The 16,740-nt window shown below is 41.7% G+C and carries 15 protein-coding genes; 8 read left to right on the plus strand and 7 right to left on the minus strand.

Translation table 11 applies throughout. From position 1 onward, the window contains the following. Window positions 1-13: 13 nt before the first annotated feature. A complete protein-coding gene (locus FW759_RS08080) occupies window positions 14-412 on the minus strand; it encodes a DUF1622 domain-containing protein (RefSeq protein WP_062844315.1) in 399 nt (132 codons plus the stop codon). Between the two features lie 185 nt (window positions 413-597). On the opposite strand from FW759_RS08080, the gene FW759_RS08085 reads away from it, so the two are divergent. Next, entirely contained in the window at window positions 598-1,485 is an 888-nt protein-coding gene (locus FW759_RS08085; protein ID WP_131392189.1) for an SDR family NAD(P)-dependent oxidoreductase, read from the plus strand. Between the two features lie 302 nt (window positions 1,486-1,787). Then, on the plus strand, window positions 1,788-2,147 hold the full coding sequence (locus FW759_RS08090) for a hypothetical protein (protein ID WP_446442677.1): 360 nt from the start codon (window positions 1,788-1,790) through the stop codon (window positions 2,145-2,147). Window positions 2,148-2,380: 233 nt separating this feature from the next. On the opposite strand, the gene FW759_RS08095 is transcribed toward FW759_RS08090, so the two are convergent. Continuing rightward, on the minus strand, window positions 2,381-2,599 hold the full coding sequence (locus FW759_RS08095; protein ID WP_193011768.1) for a DUF4926 domain-containing protein: 219 nt from the start codon (window positions 2,597-2,599) through the stop codon (window positions 2,381-2,383). Window positions 2,600-2,781: 182 nt separating this feature from the next. Between FW759_RS08095 and FW759_RS08100 the strand changes: the two genes are divergently transcribed. Continuing rightward, window positions 2,782-3,207, plus strand: coding sequence for an immunity protein YezG family protein (locus FW759_RS08100; protein ID WP_443515203.1), 426 nt, complete (start codon window positions 2,782-2,784; stop codon window positions 3,205-3,207). Window positions 3,208-3,369: 162 nt separating this feature from the next. Here the strand turns inward: FW759_RS08100 and FW759_RS08105 are convergent, their stop codons facing one another. The 3 genes from FW759_RS08105 to lipB form a co-directional block, all read right to left on the minus strand. Continuing rightward, window positions 3,370-3,837: a hypothetical protein gene (locus FW759_RS08105; RefSeq protein ID WP_062844320.1), complete on the minus strand. Its 468-nt coding sequence runs from the start codon at window positions 3,835-3,837 to the stop codon at window positions 3,370-3,372. A 161-nt stretch (window positions 3,838-3,998) separates the two neighbouring features. Beyond that, window positions 3,999-4,529, minus strand: a complete 531-nt coding sequence (locus tag FW759_RS08110; protein ID WP_443567460.1) for an inorganic diphosphatase — start codon at window positions 4,527-4,529, stop codon at window positions 3,999-4,001. Window positions 4,530-4,729: 200 nt separating this feature from the next. Beyond that, window positions 4,730-5,584 (minus strand): lipoyl(octanoyl) transferase LipB, encoded by an 855-nt coding sequence (gene lipB, locus FW759_RS08115; protein WP_443509422.1) that lies wholly within the window; start codon window positions 5,582-5,584, stop codon window positions 4,730-4,732. Window positions 5,585-6,079: 495 nt separating this feature from the next. Here lipB and FW759_RS08120 point away from each other — a divergent pair, with 495 nt between their 5' ends. The 5 genes from FW759_RS08120 (at window position 6,080) to pncB (ending at window position 14,657) form a co-directional block, all read left to right on the plus strand. After that, entirely contained in the window at window positions 6,080-7,459 is a 1,380-nt protein-coding gene (locus tag FW759_RS08120) for a coniferyl aldehyde dehydrogenase (RefSeq protein ID WP_446442759.1), read from the plus strand. 412 nt (window positions 7,460-7,871) lie between these two features. Further along, window positions 7,872-9,800 (plus strand): glycine betaine ABC transporter substrate-binding protein, encoded by a 1,929-nt coding sequence (locus FW759_RS08125; protein ID WP_446442678.1) that lies wholly within the window; start codon window positions 7,872-7,874, stop codon window positions 9,798-9,800. A 95-nt stretch (window positions 9,801-9,895) separates the two neighbouring features. Further along, window positions 9,896-10,855 (plus strand): ATP-binding cassette domain-containing protein, encoded by a 960-nt coding sequence (locus FW759_RS08130; protein WP_446442760.1) that lies wholly within the window; start codon window positions 9,896-9,898, stop codon window positions 10,853-10,855. Window positions 10,856-11,350: 495 nt separating this feature from the next. Beyond that, window positions 11,351-13,150, plus strand: coding sequence for a bifunctional peptide-methionine (S)-S-oxide reductase MsrA/peptide-methionine (R)-S-oxide reductase MsrB (gene msrAB / locus FW759_RS08135; RefSeq protein ID WP_131392181.1), 1,800 nt, complete (start codon window positions 11,351-11,353; stop codon window positions 13,148-13,150). A gap of 280 nt (window positions 13,151-13,430) precedes the next feature. Beyond that, window positions 13,431-14,657 carry a nicotinate phosphoribosyltransferase gene (gene pncB, locus FW759_RS08140; protein WP_095568596.1) on the plus strand — a complete coding sequence of 409 codons (1,227 nt, stop codon included), beginning with the start codon at window positions 13,431-13,433 and terminating at the stop codon, window positions 14,655-14,657. Between the two features lie 5 nt (window positions 14,658-14,662). Here pncB and xseB read toward each other — a convergent pair whose 3' ends face one another. Both xseB and xseA read right to left on the minus strand, forming a co-directional pair. After that, entirely contained in the window at window positions 14,663-14,908 is a 246-nt protein-coding gene (gene xseB / locus FW759_RS08145; protein WP_095568595.1) for an exodeoxyribonuclease VII small subunit, read from the minus strand. A gap of 129 nt (window positions 14,909-15,037) precedes the next feature. Further along, window positions 15,038-16,537, minus strand: coding sequence for an exodeoxyribonuclease VII large subunit (xseA, locus tag FW759_RS08150; RefSeq protein ID WP_446442679.1), 1,500 nt, complete (start codon window positions 16,535-16,537; stop codon window positions 15,038-15,040). Window positions 16,538-16,740 lie beyond the last annotated feature (203 nt).

A 16,740-nucleotide genomic window follows, 5' to 3' on the forward strand; every position in this document is an offset into this window, starting at 1 on the left:
GTTGGTGAAAAGATTAAGGGCTGTCATGTTTGATTGCATGACTTGCCTCTGAGTTGCTTTCGGGTACAGTTTTTTCCTTTTGCCACGGAAAACGACCTTCGAGCTCGACTTGTAAAGACAGACTCAAAAACGTTCGAATGAGTACGATAAACCCTAATACAAGAATACTGCGCAAAGTGGGTTCTGTGACAACAGTGGCCATAATGTCAGCAGCAATCAGTACCTCTAATCCTAGCAGAATTGACTTACCAACCGTTTGCCTAACTTCGATATAAGTATCATGATTAAATCCATGAGTTGAAAAAATACCTCGATAAAAAGCCAGAAATAGACCAAAAAACATAATTAAGACACCAATAACCTCGACGATTTTGGCCACCAAATCAATATAGTAGGTAAGGTCTTCAAGCAAGGCAGATACTCCTCATCAATAGTGAACAAAAACCAAATACGCAAAAAACGCTCATATAGCTTTATGCGCGTTTAAAATAGTCAAATTAACTGGATGAGCTGGTTGTTTTATTCACTTTATCATATACTTTTTTGCTATGCTGTAATTGAACATATATAGGCACAGGACAACAAAAAGGACTTTTTATGGCTAATCCCTCTAAGAAAAAAATTACCAAAACCGTTAAAGATAAAAATATTATCATTACAGGTGCCTCAAGCGGTATCGGTGAGCGTACCGCCTTTTTGCTTAGTGAATGTGGTGCTCATGTGATTTTGCTGGCTCGAACTGAAGATAAGCTAAAAACGGTTAAAGAAAATATCGAAACACTTGGTGGCAAGGCCAGCTATTATCCATGCGATCTCACTGATATGGATGATATTGAGAGAACCAGTAAAAAGATTCTTGAAGATTTTAAGCATGTTGATGTATTGGTGAACAACGCTGGGCGCTCTATCCGTCGTTCAGTACATGAGTCTGTCAATCGTTTTCATGATTTTGAGCGCACCATGGATATTAATTATTTTGGTGCTGTCAAAATAATTCTTGGTTTTTTGCCGACTATGATTGGTCGCCAAACGGGTCAAATTGTCAACATCTCATCCATTGGCGTACTGGCAAACAGTCCTCGTTTTGCCGCATATGTCGCATCAAAATCAGCACTAGATGCATTTAGTCGCTGTTTGGCGGCCGAAGTCAAAGGCGATAACATTAAAGTGACCAATATTTTTATGCCATTGGTACGCACGCCAATGATTGCACCAACCAAATTGTATCGTTATATGCCAGCGCTGATGCCTGATGAAGCGGCAATGATGGTCGCAAAAGCCATTGTGCATAAGCCCAACAGTATTGCCAGTAATATGGGTAAGTTTGCCTCAGCCAGCTATTCTTTGATGCCAGCATTTAACGTCGGTGTGCAGTCAATTGGCTATCGTATCTTTCCAAGCTCGACAGCGGCGCAGACAACTGACAGTAAGCCAAACTTGGCGCAGCGCGCCTTTGCTAGAATCCTTCCAGGTGAGCATCACTAAAATAATGTTGTTATTAGTCCTGACATAAAAAAGGATACGACGGTATCCTTTTTTAATTCCTTACCTATTTATATTAATGCTCGTATAGTATAAATGGGTAGGGCGTTGGTAGCATTTTTCTCTTAGTGGTTTATCTTGATCAAAATCTATCCAAAACCTATTTAATATAACGTCCGTTATGGGAACATATTCCGTTTGCCATACAGGTAGCGAAGCATTGGCTACATAATTAGCATTCTTTAGTCTATTATCCTAAATTGTACGAAATTAATTGACCACAGACTTTGACCATAGGAAAGAAAATGTCGTTCTTTTATCCTAAAGATGTAGATTTTATAAAAATGTTTGGATGCGAGAGTCATATAGATAATGATGGTTTGCTAGAGTCCACATTCATTGATACACAAAATAAAAAAATGGTTTTTTCTATCAGTGATATGCAGAACTCAATATCTGCTTATGTATATCAAGATGAAGCAGTAATATTTAAGATATATGAAGAAGGAGCGATGAGGGTCATGATATATGAAAATCAGATCATTATAGAATATCTAAATTATCAGGATTTATACGCTAAAAGACTGACTATTATTGATGTGTATCCAATATTTAAAATTGACCACTGTACTCTGATAGACAAGGATATGAGCCAACTAAACTAAATGCCTTACAGGTATTTTTATATTAAGATATATCTACACCGAACCAATCAGTCCTTCACTGGTTCGGTACCCTAGTGAGGACTTGAATCTTCGGCTATAGCCCACGTGATTCCAATGGATATAGATTTTATATTGAATCAATGTACATCTGAGTGTACTGAATGAGCTTGGCTTAATGGTTTTTTGACTAGGTTATCAGGTAGTCATCAATAGTCAGGACAATTCACCGTTAACTATTCGACATATGTTTCAGTGCTGGCAACCCAATAAAGGCTCATGTCTTCTTCTTTTAGAGATGCCATTTCAGTTGTACGGCCTTCATTATCAATAAACTCAATTAAGTACATAGGGGGATTTTGATCAAAAATATGTACTACAGTACCCAAATGACCTGCTCTGATATCGTCTTGAATATTTTTTGATACCTTAATAACATCGTTTATATTCAACATACTGCTAAGCCTTATATTTAATAACGTCTGTTATGGGAACGTGTTTGGTGCGCTATACAGGCATCGAGCTTCTAGTGTTAGATGCAACTTTAGTAATTATGAAATAATCAGCGGCAGTCTTAATAATAAATCATTTATCAATTGCTAAGGCATCAAAAAAAATACTGATACAGGAAAATGACATGAAAACAGATGATCAAATTATTTATCAAAAAATAGGTGAATTGCTATGGTCAGTAATGTCTCTGAAAGATAATAATATTGTTTTTAGAGGACGTATTTATTCTGAACATCAAGATTTTCAGTTACTATGTGAAACAAATGAAGGGCCTAAATATGTAGAAATGACAAATGATCTTTTCTTTGATTTACGAAAGCTGATGGAAGACTTGAAGCAATGCTTAATTTTCAATAAAGAACCTTGGACACAGTTTAAAATTGTCTTAAATGAAGATCGTAATTTTAAAATTGATTTCGCTTATATTTCTGAAGAAGATAGTTGGCCTGGTTTATATATGAGGTCAGTTAGCGACTTAGATCAGACTGAGCTTGATGAATACTATATCCCTATGAAGGAATGGGAAAGATGTGTGAGTTCTAAAAAGTAAAAATGCAGCTCGAATTCTCTATAAATAAAGCATAGGGTTTTTATAGGGTATACCCCAAGGGTACCTTCAAAACATGCCTCTTAATCAATTAACAGACTACTTAAAGTAGACCGCTATATTGGAACTACTTAAAACAGATTGGTAGAAACTAACAGACGCCACTTACCCAAACACCCGCCATAATATCCAAAACATACCCAGCATAATCACCGCAATGACCAGTACTCTTTTTAGCCAATAAGGTATCAGTGGTTTTTTATAGCCCAAATCTTTGAGCCGAGTGTCAACGCCTGTTTGCAATGTTTGAAAGTCTTGGTGTGACTTGGTGGTTTTGACACGATTTTTTACTAATGGGTCTTCATCCTCATCAGGTTCTTGTTCTCTATCAAAGCTAATAGCGTGATTAGAGATGCCTTGTTTGTTGGCAATGGTATTGAGTTTTTGCTGCTGCTGTACTTTTAGCTGGGTTTCGTAGGCATCAATTCGTACCTTGGCCTCATCCATACTGATGTTTTCATCGGCTGCCAATGTCTTAATGGCCATGACTAGGTTATTTTTTTCGATCATCATGATGACCGCTTTTGGCAGTTTTTTACTGGCTGATTTAGAGCTGGGATCAGGATTGAACATGATTTTCCTTATAGCAGCGTGCAATAGGGGTAAAGAGAATGTTTTATTATAACCATTTTATATAAGTAACGTTCAAGCAAAAAAATACCGCAGTCACGATAGTAACGGCGGTATTTGAATCATATTTATCTGTACGAGCATAAATATCAATCTTGGATAGATTATAGATCTTTCCAGCGCTGGATAGATTCTTTGATGACTTCTTTGGCTTCTTCTACATCACCCCAAGATTCAACCACAGTGGTACCTGATTTTTTCAAATCTTTATAGTGGCTAAAATGGAACTCTAATTGGTTGATAAGTTGTTTTGGCAGATCGGCTAGGCTGTTATATGCATTACCAGTATCACGGTCGTCGGCTGGTACCACAACGATTTTGTCATCCACTTCGCCATCATCAACGAACTTCATCACACCAATGACTTTGGCTTTTAGGAAGATGCCAGTCGGTAGAGGTTGTTCAGTCAAAATCAACGCATCAAGCTCATCACCATCTTCGTCAAGCGTTTGTGGAATAAAACCATAGTTACAAGGCTTAGCAAAAATCTGTGGGTCAATACGATCAAGCTCAAATACCGCCAATTCGCGATTCCATTCAATTTTATGGCTGCTACCAGTTGGGATTTCTACTACTACATTGATGATGCCGCCATCTACGTCGCCTGCATCTAGAATTTTATTAAAATCTGCCATGAAGTACTCCAATTTTCTTTTGTTTTAAGTGTTTGAATAATGAAAAGGGTTTATCAGCGAACGCGATAATACTATCTAAATAATATGGTCGCTGCCCCTTATTTTTGTTCCGCTTGCGATTATAACAAGTTTGTTTCAAGTTTTCTCATAATGCTTAAGTCTAAGCGTGCAAGATATTATGCAAAAATGGACTCAAAGAGTTATTTTGGTGCAATTGCCCGTAATTCAATTAGGCCAGCATGACGCTTAGCAATATTATCAATGAGCTTTTGTGTGACTTGATCGTAGCTTAATGAAGAGCGATTTTGCTCATTATTTTGGCTGTCACATGCATGTCCCTGAGCATCGCGATGCATGGACACAAAATCTGATAGACGCAACATTTGCATGCCCGCGTATCCGCAAGGATTGATCGCATTGAATGCCGACAAATCACAATCTAAATTGATTGCAATACCATGATAACTAAAGCCATGTTTAATTTTAAAGCCTAATGATGCCATTTTTCCCAGCATAATCTTATCATCGGGAGAGAATGTCGTAGACGCATCACTAGTCACCTGATTGGATATATCAGCATACAAGTAAACACCAGGCGCATCACGGCGAGAATGCGCACTGATATGAGTATTATCATCATTGACACTGTTCGAAGACGACGACGCCAAACATTCATTGATGACGTCTTCGATGGCTTGTTCAGCGTGAGAAACCAGATTACGCACACTCCAGTTCAAACTGTCCAAATCAAACAACCAGTAAATAACCAGTTGCCCATGACCATGCCAAGTGACCTGTCCACCGCGATCGGTTTTGATAATTGGCGTATCAGTACGCTGCAAGATATGCTCTTCTTTACCTGCTTGTCCAAGCGTATAGACATCGTTATGGTCAACGATCCATAGCTCGTCAGGTGTACGCTGTCCTTGTTGTTTTTTTAAATCAATACGCGCGAGGGTACGTGCTAGCATGGCATCGAGCGTCGGTACATAGTCAGCTGCTAAGATGGATTTACTAATCAGTGTGTCATTGAGTTGCTGTATTGGGTTTTGCATGAGAATGAAGGTCTTATTATTGTCAGATTTAGAAGTATGAATTACCGATATTCAGTGTAGCAGTTTTAAAGAGCAACGCCCAAAAATATCTCTTATCAGGTTATTTTTGATACTGTAAATGCGTATAGAATAATTGGAACAAAAGAGTGTAGTATCATTGGCTTATATACTGAGTGAATACTTGTTTGTCACAAACGCAGCAGTCAGTTTAATGTGCTGTTCATTGAGTATTCGATGCGCTACATTGAAGTATAATGAATAGGATCTCGGTAATATTGATAGGTTCAGAGGTTATCACTGATGGGGTGTTTTAACTTGGATAGTCCCTAGAAATAGGGCATCTCTTACCCAATATAACGTATCAATGCCAATATATAACAAGGAAGATAAATGATTAGTACCGACCAAACAAGCCATGATCAGACATCGACCAATACTGATCTGATACAGTACCAAGTGCCCGAAGTGCCGAGTATCGCCAAGACAATTGATGAGATGCACGCGCAATTTTCTCACTTAAAAACATTGAGTCGTACGCAGCCGATCAACGATTGGGTCACTCGTGAGACGCAACTCGACAATTTAGAAATCATGCTGAGCGACAATCAAGCAAGTTTTGCTAAAGCGATCAGCGCCGATTTTGGCTATCGTAGTGAATCAGAAACCCAGTTTGCCGAGTTATTTCCGAGCTTTACTGGAATCAGCCATGCCAAAAAACATGGCAAAAAATGGATGAAAGCGCAACGTGCGCCTATTTCAGCGTTATATAGACCTGCTCATAATGAGATTCAGCCGCAGCCATTGGGCGTGGTCGGTATCATGGTGCCGTGGAATTATCCATTATTTTTGGCAATAGGACCCATGATTGATGCGCTCACCGCAGGCAATCGCATCATGATTAAAATGAGTGAAGCTGCGCCGCAATTTGCCCAGACATTTGCGGATACGATTGCGCGTTATTTTTCATCAGACATGATTTGTGTGGTGCTGGGTGAGGTTGATATCGCTGCGGCGTTTAGTGAGCTGCCTTTTGACCATCTGCTTTATACAGGCTCTACAGCGGTTGGCAAAAAAGTGATGGCAGCAGCAGCGCCCAATCTAACGCCAGTGACCCTTGAGCTTGGTGGTAAGTCACCTGTGATCGTCTTTGAGGATGCCAATTTGGAGGCGGTCGTCAATCGTGTGATGATGGGCAAAACCTTGAATGCTGGTCAAACCTGTATTGCACCAGATTATGTGTTGGTCCCGCGTCAGTATCACGAAACGTTTATCAGCTTAGCAAAAGAATGGATGGCGAAGCACTATCCCAATATAGAACATAACCCAGATTATTCTCGTATCATCAATGGTGCTCAGTTTAAGCGAGTCAAAGGCTATTTAGATGCGTTACCGAGTACTGAGATACATCCGCTGACATCGGTTGAGGCAAATATTGAAACGCGCCTGATGCCGCCCATCATTGTGAGCGAGCCTTCGTCTGATAGCGATATGATGCAAGAAGAGATTTTTGCACCCATTTTGCCGCTCGTTCATTACGAAACGCTAGATGATGCCATTAAATTTGTCAATTCACGCCCACGACCTTTGGCCCTATATGTCTTTGGTGATAACCAAAACGGTATAGAAAAAGTACGCAATAACACGGTGTCTGGTGGGCTATGTATTAATGAGGTGATTATGCATGTGGCTCAGCATGACTTGCCGTTTGGCGGGGTTGGAGATTCTGGTACGGGTTCTTATCATGGCAAAGCTGGGTTTGAGCGTTTAAGCCATATGAAGCCTATTTTTGTACAAACCAAGCTTAATGGTTTGAACCTGCTGTTGCCTCCTTATGGTGGATTATTTAAAAAAGCGATGGCGCTATTTTTAAAATAACTATTTTTAAAGTAACTGCTTCTCAAGCAACTATAAAAATGACGATGGTAAAACAGCCGTATCAAATCCATGGATCCATACACAATAGCATCTACGCAAGTCGGTGCTATTTTTTTGCCAAAAATTCTATATTTACGAGCCACGACAGTTGATAGTGAGTGTTCTATAAGTGTTACAGATCAAAATATGACCTTAACAACCAGTGAATAAGTATTTATTATCAACGTTATAAATCGCTACATTTTGTCGATAAGCTTAAACAGTGTAGAAAAACACCTACATAAATAAGTAATAGAAACATGAATGAGCAATGAGGGTTTTGAGTCACAGTGAGAGCAGGCGTGGCACGACCAAAAGACTGTGACATTAATAGTCATTTTGCTACTGATATAAATAATAAATAGGACAGAGCATGCGTCAATGGATTGCATTAAGTGTACTGTGGATGAGCATGCTGTTACTGCCCATATCAGCGTCTGCCGCTTGTGAATCGCCAATCAAATTTGGGGCACTTACGTGGGAGAGTGGCCAATTCATCTCTGGCGTGCTCAAATATATCGCTGAAGATGGCTATGATTGTACAATTGAGGAAGTGCCAGGCGCAGGCCCTGCGCTTGAGACTGCCTTGTCACAAGATGACATCCAAATCATCGGTGAACAGTGGGTAGGGCGTTCTCCAATTATGGAGCAAGCCATCGAAGAGAATAAAGTCGCGGTCATTGGTGACACGCTTAAAGGCGGCGCCACCCAAGGCTGGTATGTGCCTAAGTATGTCCTAGAAGAAAACCCTGGTTTGCGCAGCTACCAAGATCTGCCCAAATATGCTGAGTTATTTAAGGATCCTGAAAACCCAAGTAAATCCCGCTTCATGAACTGTCCTTCTGGTTGGACGTGTGAGATTTTCAATACCCGCCTGCTCAAAAACACGGGATTAGACAGTACATTCAACAATGCCCATCCTGGTACTGGTGCGGCACTTGATGCCGAGATTGCCTCTGCTTTTGAGCAGCATAAACCACTCCTATTTTATTATTGGCAGCCCACAGGGCTGATGGCAAAGTATGATTTTGCACCATTAGCGTTTCCTGCTCACAATGATGCTTGCTGGCAAGATTTATTGCGAGTAGATGGTACCGCTGATTGCGTCTCTGGGTTCCCTGTGTCACCTCTCGGCATCGCGGTCTCTACGCCGTTCCTCGCAAGTAATCCTGAATTGGCAGAGGTGTTTAAACAAGTACAGTTTACCTCAGACGAGCTTAATGGCGCTATTTTGGAGATGAGTGAAAATAAGCGTAGCGGCGAAGAGCAAGCGTTAGTATTTTTACGTGAAAACCCAAACGTTTGGCAACAGTGGGTATCTGAAGAAGCGGCTACCAATCTTGCGAATAAGTTAGGTACTAGTCTGGATGGAGCTGCTAGTGTTGACAAGGTAGCAACCAACAGTAATCTATTGGGTTTGTCTTCAAGTTTCCCTTCGTGGTCGCTTGAGACGCCGCTGAACAATACGCTAGCAAATGTCGTCCAAAACTACGGTGATGTGTTTCGCACGATTAGTCACATGGCATTGACATATTTATTGTTACCTATTGAGCGCTTACTGACCGTCATTCCGCCATGGTTAATTATTGGACTGGTGACTATACTTGCATGGTTTGGCGTCCGCAAAATTTGGTTTGCGCTGGCATGCGGTGCAGGACTGTTTTTGATTGGCGCATTCGGATTGTGGGGCGCATTGATTGATACCTTGGCGCTTCTAATTGTCTCTGTATTGGTCACAGTGGTCATTGGTATCCCTATTGGTATTGCCATGTCAGGCAGTCAGTTACTCCGCAGGATTGTGACGCCTATATTGGATGTGATGCAGACCATGCCAAGCTTTGTTTATCTGATACCGGTATTGATGTTATTTGGTATTGGTAAAGTGCCTGCGTTGTTTGCCACCATTATCTATGCACTGCCACCGCTCATTCGTTTGACCATGCTCGGCATCACGCAAGTGAATCATGAAATGGTGGAGGCAGGGCGCTCATTTGGTAGCACGCACTTACAATTACTGATTTGGATCAAGTTGCCACAAGCGTTACCGAGCATTATGGCAGGTATTAACCAAGCAGTGATGATGTCTCTTGCGATGGTCGTGCTGGCCTCTATGATTGGAGCACCAGGTCTTGGCGAAGATGTCTTACAATCAATACAAACGCTCAATATTGGTCAAGGCTTACAAGCAGGTACTGCCATTGTCATTGTAGCAATTATCATTGACCGTATCACTCAGGCATTCGGTCAAGGCAAACGTGCGCGCCAAAAAACCATCGAAGCCGGTAGACGCCCAGTTGGTTAGGCATCTGATCAGTGGTAAAGACAGTCCAGGTCAATAAGTTAAGTTACATTTGCAAAAACGACGCTCATAAAATAATACCAACAGCGAGAACAATGATGAACCATATCCAGCTCGAAAATATCAGTAAGATATATAACGCCACTAGCTCGCAAGCACAGTCTGCATTGGCGTTACTGGCAGAGGGTATGGACAGCATCAAGGTAAAAGAGCAAACAGGCTACTCAGTGGGACTTTATGATATCAATCTCGCGGTCAAAGCAGGCGAGCTACATTGCATCATGGGACTATCCGGTTCGGGTAAATCCACCTTAATACGTCATATCAATCGCTTGATTGATCCAACCAGTGGCAAGATATGGGTAGATACTTCTATCAACGCACATCATGCTACCAAAGAAACGGTGTCTGCAAACGGAACAAGCATTGTCAACGATCGTCAGCCCATGACGAGTGCAAAAAAAACGCAGATAGATGCGGCAAACGTAGCAGAAACTGAACGTTCGACCTCTGCTGTCAACGTACTGGAGTTCAATGATAAAGAGCTGCAACACTATCGCCAGCAAACGGTCAGCATGGTTTTTCAGCATTTTGGCTTAGTACCGCATATGACTGTGATTCAAAACGTTGCTTACGGCTTACGAGTGCGTAAAATGAGTGTCAAAGAGCGTCATGACGTGGCTCGGCACTGGCTCAATGAGGTGGGGCTGTCTAACTTAGAGCGCAGTTATCCTGATGAGCTATCGGGAGGTATGCAGCAGCGTGTTGGTTTAGCGCGTGCTTTGGCAACGGACAATCCGATTTTGCTGATGGATGAAGCGTTCTCTGCGCTTGATCCCCTTATTCGTGCTCAGTTACAAGACCAGCTGTTGGAGCTGCAAGAGCGCCTAAATAAAACGATTGTCTTTATCACTCATGATATTGATGAAGCGATTAAAGTCGGTCAACGTATCAGCATCTTAAATGGTGGGCGCTTGATACAGACGGGTACGCCGCAAGAGCTGCGTCTCAATCCAGCCGATGACTATGTCGCACAGTTTATGCATGCTAAAAACTAATCCTGGTCATTTCATCCTTATCATTCGGTACTGCGAAAATACTTGTATGAGATTTTAACAATATTCATGCTTATTGAGCATCGATTATAAAAAACCTTGTCTTTTCCTCAATTTATCTCCATATAAGCATGTAGAGACAACAAGTATGCTTACTCTAGAGTAGTGATTTTTCTATATCACCACTATTACTACGTTGTTAAAAAAGTGTAGTGACCTCTTAATTACTATTAAAGTAAATTCCATTGTCAATGTATACTGTTAAGATAAGCTAATGCGAATAAGCATGTAGTTATTATCTACTGATGATATATGAGCTTTCTATCAAGTGATCATATCATTCTTATATTTTTCATTCGTAGATGGCTTATATTTATATATATGGCCTCCATTTTTGTAAAAGATTGACTCTATTCTTTTTCGCAAACTGCATAAAAAGACCATGAGGTATCATCTAACTCAACCTATGGACGTCAGACTTCGTAGAAGGGACATATTATGCCAAATAAACATATTCCAAATAAAGACCATAAGAAAGCTAATAAATTGGCTTCTGGCTCACCACGTGCTTCGTCTCGTTGGTTTAAAAATGCTAGTACGTTTGGCATGACGACCGTATTGAGTGCAGGCATATTAGTTGCTTGTGGTCAAATGAGCAATGCGGACAATAAAACGAGCAGTAGCGCTGGTAAGCAAACCAGTGCGACAAAAACTTCTCGTGATATGTTGCCCTCCGATATGCTTAAACAAATACAAGCGTTGCCACAGTTGACAAAAGGTCTGGGCGATACAGGCGCTGATGTGATAGATCCTAATAAACCAACCTTGGTAAAGTTTTGGGCAAGTTGGTGCCCGCTTTGCTTAGGGACGTTGGCAGAAACAGAAGAATGGCGTACTGATCCTAAGTTCGCTGATCTAAACGTGATTACTGTGGCAAGTCCGGGTCATTTGAACGAAAAAGAAGACAATGACTTTAGTACTTGGTATGCAGGCGTTCAAGCAGACTATCCAAAACTGCCTGTACTGTCCGATCCTTCAGGCGAGCTGATTAACAAACTTGGCGTGCAGGTGTATCCAAGCTGGGCCATACTCGATAAAAAGGGTAATTTGGTTCATTTGGTTAAAGGCAATATAACGGCAGAGCAAGCCTATGCGCTTGCTGAAAATGCCAACAATGATTTTGCTGAGCTCAAAGCGGGTAATGCCAAACCTGCCAACGCGCAAGCAATGGATAATAACAGCAAGATCGAAACCATCAAGCAAAAAGATGGGGTCTACTATAATGACAAAGGCAAAGCGATCAATACGCGCTCAATCTATCTGGCGGGCGGTTGCTTTTGGGGTATAGAGGCTTATATGGAGCGGGTTGATGGTGTCGTAGATGCCGTCTCAGGTTATGCAAACGGTAATACTGCCAATCCAAGCTATGAGCAAGTGATTCGCGGATCAGGACATGCCGAAACCGTTAAAGTTACTTACGATGCTGATAAAATTGATTTAGATACGGTCTTAAAATATTACTTCCGTGTCGTTGACCCAACTAGCGTCAATAAGCAAGGCAATGATCGCGGCGTACAGTATCGCTCTGGCGTTTATTATACCGATAAAGAAGATAAAGCGGTTATTGATGCGGCTCTCAAGCGAGTGCAGAGTCAATACAAACAAAAAGTCGTGGTCGAAAACGAAGCATTAGACAATTTTTACTTGGCTGAAGCGTATCATCAGGACTATTTGGCAAAAAATCCAAATGGCTATTGTCACGTTGATTTGAGTTTGGCGGATGAGAAACCTGCAGGCACGCCCTCTACCAAACTTGCTCCTGCCAATACAGTGGCTGAAGCATTAGATCCTAAGCGTTACGCTGGGTTCGATAAAGGCGCTTTGAAGAATACATTAACGAAAGCTCAGTATGATATTACTCAAGATGCAGGAACCGAACGCGCGTTTAGTCATGAGTATGATGAGTTGTTTGCGCCTGGGATTTATGTCGATGTGGTAAGCGGTGAGCCACTTTTCTTATCCACTGATAAATATCAATCCGGTTGTGGCTGGCCAAGTTTCACTAAGCCGATTGACATGCAAGTAATCACTCAGCATGAAGATAAAGCATTTAATATGGTGCGTACTGAGGTTCGCTCTCGAGTCGCGGATTCGCATCTTGGTCATGTATTCCCTGATGGTCCAAAAGATCGTGGCGGCTTGCGTTATTGCATCAATGGTGGTGCATTGCAATTTATTCCCGTCAATGTGATGCCCCAATCAGGCTATGCACCATTGGTCAAACTGGTAAAATCATAATAGCTTTGCAACAGTATTATTCATAAAAAAGACGCTAGGAACTCTCTTAGCGTCTTTTTTATGGGAAATCTTTTATGGTAGTTGGTAAAAATAGCAAACAAGCGTAGTAATTTTGCTGCGATTAATCGTGAACTCTGAAATAAGCTGCAAACTTCGTTATACTTAACGGTTTATTGAGTGCTGATTGTTTGTGCGCTTTTTTTCATCGTTCTATTATGTCGCTTTAAGTATCAGGTGACGTTTATTTCTTATTCTTGCTTTTGTTTTTTAAGGCCATAGTATGACCGTTACCTATACACCTATTATTACTTCGTTACTTGATAATGATTTGTATAAATTTACCATGCTACAAGCCATGCTGCATCAATTCCCACAAACGCATGGTGTCTATCGCTTTCGTTGCCGCAATAATAAAGAAGCGCTCTATCCATTGGCTGATATCAAAGAGCAGCTTGAAAAACAGTTAGACAGTTTATGTGAGTTGCGCTTTTTAGAAGATGAATTGGAGTATTTGCGCAGCCTACGTTTTATGCGCTCAGACTTCGTGGACTATCTTGAATTATTTAAACTTAAGCGTCGTTTTATCACAGTCAGTACAGACAGCGAAGGTCGTTTGTTCATCGATATTGAAGGCCCGATGATTCAGGCCATGTTTTTTGAAGTCTTTGTACTGGCTATTGTCAATGAGCTCTATTTCAGTGCTTTATCAGATGAGCATGTGATTGAAGAAGGTCAGCGTAGGCTGAATGAAAAAGTTGAATTGCTACATCATTATGCAGCAGAACAAGCCAAAGGGGATCGTAGCAGACCACCATTCATCGTTGCTGATTTTGGTACTCGTAGACGGTTCAGTAAAGCGTGGCAAGCGCATGTGGTTGAAACAATACACAAAGCTGAACCGAAGATAGTTGGCGGTACTTCTAATGTCTATTTAGCAAAACAGCTCGGTATGACACCAATCGGTACGATGGCGCATGAGTTTATGCAGGCGTTTCAGGCATTAGATGTACGTTTGCGTGATTCACAAAAAGCGGCACTCGAAGCGTGGGTACATGAATATCGCGGTGATTTGGGCATTGCACTGACGGATGTCGTTGGAATGGACGCATTTTTACGAGATTTTGATTTGTATTTTGCCAAACTTTTTGATGGGCTGCGTCATGATAGTGGCGATCCCTATATTTGGGGTGATAAAGCCATTGCTCATTACGAAAAACTAAAAATAGATCCCAAAACCAAGATTCTCACCTTTAGTGATGGTCTAAACCTTGAAAAGGCATGGGAGCTGCATCAATACTTCCAAGGTCGTATCAAGACCAGTTTCGGTATCGGCACCAATCTGACTAATGATATGGGCATCACGCCGATTAATATCGTTCTCAAGCTGGTTGAATGCAATGGGCAGCCAGTTGCCAAGCTGTCTGACAGCCCTGGCAAGACCATGATCAATAATGATACGTATCTTGCCTATTTGCGCCAAGTTTTTGAGGTTGATGAACTAGAATAGCGTGCTTAACTATCGCTATTGTTTGTCTTGTTTTCTTCAGCGAACGCGGCGTCCAAGGCTTGCTGTACTGCATTGATACGCGTCTCACAAACGCGATAAGCGGCAATAGATTCTTCGACGGTAGTCATTAGATTGTCAATATCAGGCTCGTCCTGTTGCTGTAACTCAGTGGCATTGGTTTTTAAAATATCATAAGCCGCCTTAAAGGTTTTTGGGGCGGCTTTTTTGCGTTTGCGAGTAGGGGTAGTCATAATCTGTCCTGATGTTCAAAATTAGGGTTAAGTCACTAAGGTTAAGTTTAAGTAATTAGTGTTAAGTAAAAAAACTGACTCTAAATATCGCAAAGCCATTATTTTTAGTGGTATTTGGTAGTTAGCTTTTTATGTAGCTTTTACATCCATGATCTGTGCTTTTGCTTTGCCATCCTTCAAGACTATGTGTACCATTTGTTCAGTATGAAGCTGGGTACGACTGGTGAGTATCTGTTTGTCTTTTTCATCTGTAAGTAAGGTGTAGCCTTGCTTAAGTATGCGGGAAGGTCTGTGCAGTAATACAATATCCCGCAGATGCTCGCTGTCTCGCTGCGCTTGTATCAGCTGCTGCTGAGTACGGTGCATGATGGCTTTGTGCTGATTGTTGCTGTAAGTAGAAGCAATGGATAACTGCTGGTAAGCCGCGGCTTGAATCTGGGTATTTAATTCAGCCGTTTGTCTTGCCGCTTGTTTTACTTGGCGCTGAGCACTTTGCTGAATGCTGCGCCATGCATAGTCACTGTCTTTTTGTAGAGCAGTGAGTTGCCCTGTGGTTTGCGTTTGTATTTGGCTTAATTGACGCTCTGCTCGCTGTTCCGCCATATTGAGTTGACGCTGGGCAGCTTGTTTTATTTGTGCTTGATATTGCAGCGTCTGAGAGACCAACTGTGCTAGGTGGCTGCTAATGGCAGCGATGACTTTTGATGGGGTATCAAAGCTTGTATGAGCCACTTCATCTAAGATGACTTTGTCGCGTTCATGACCAATCCCTACCCAGACAGGAACTGGCTGCTCAGCCACCAAAGCGGCAAGCTCATAATCATTCAAATACGCCAAATCACCGACCGCACCGCCACCACGAATAATGACTAACAAATCAGGCAAGCGTCCGTACGTGTCTTGAAATTGCTGCTGGGCACTGACGATGGCTTGGCGTATTTCAGCAGGGGCATGATTGCCTTGAAAGGTCGCGTGATGGTAGTGAAAATGACAAGCGCCTGCCTCGGCTAAGCGATCGGCGTCCGCTTGAAAATCTCCTAATCCAGCGGCTTTTTCAGGCGCGATGACCAGCACGTGTTCGATATCAAAGGGAGCAGGGAGTTGCTGATTGAGGGTCAGTAACCCTTCACCTGTTAAGCGATCAACCATCTGGGCATATTGACGTGCCAAATCGCCTAATGTATAGCTAGGATCAATGTCTTCGATTGTGAGTGAGAAGCCATATTGGGCATGAAAGCCAGCTGCGACTTTAAGCAAAACAGTCAAATCGCGATCAAGTGGCATACCCGTCGCCCGCTCAAACTTGGCCAAAACACGCGCCGCTTTAAAGCGCCACAGATTGCCACGGCAGCTGGCTACGACTTTGCCATCGTCATCTTTTTCTGCTAATTCAAAATAATAATGACCACCTTTACTCGATAGATTGCGAATCTCTGCTTTTACCCAGACACGGTGGTCAAAGGTTTGTTTGATAACCATGTCAACAGCGGTCAAATAGTCACTTAACCGCAATACTGTATTTTCTAGATGGTCTTCTTGCTCTGCCAATTCGGCTTCCAAGGTCGCCAAGTCTTTGGCAGGGGTTAATACTTGAGCATGTTTGAGATTTGAAAGTTTAGGTTTGCGCATAATATTAGACCAAAATGAGAAGAGCGTAGAAGTGAGCCAAAATATGAAAGCTCTAAGTAGGGTATAGTTAATTTTTTGTCAAGCGGACTCGATCAGTCTACTATTTTTAGTATTTTCACTTGTCTTCTGTATGCCGGAGTTATAGTAAACTGATCATAGTTTAACGCAAAAGTACGGACACAAAAAGTAAAGCCAACAAGCAG

The sequence above is a fragment of the Psychrobacter sp. 1176_08 genome (genome assembly GCF_052850615.1).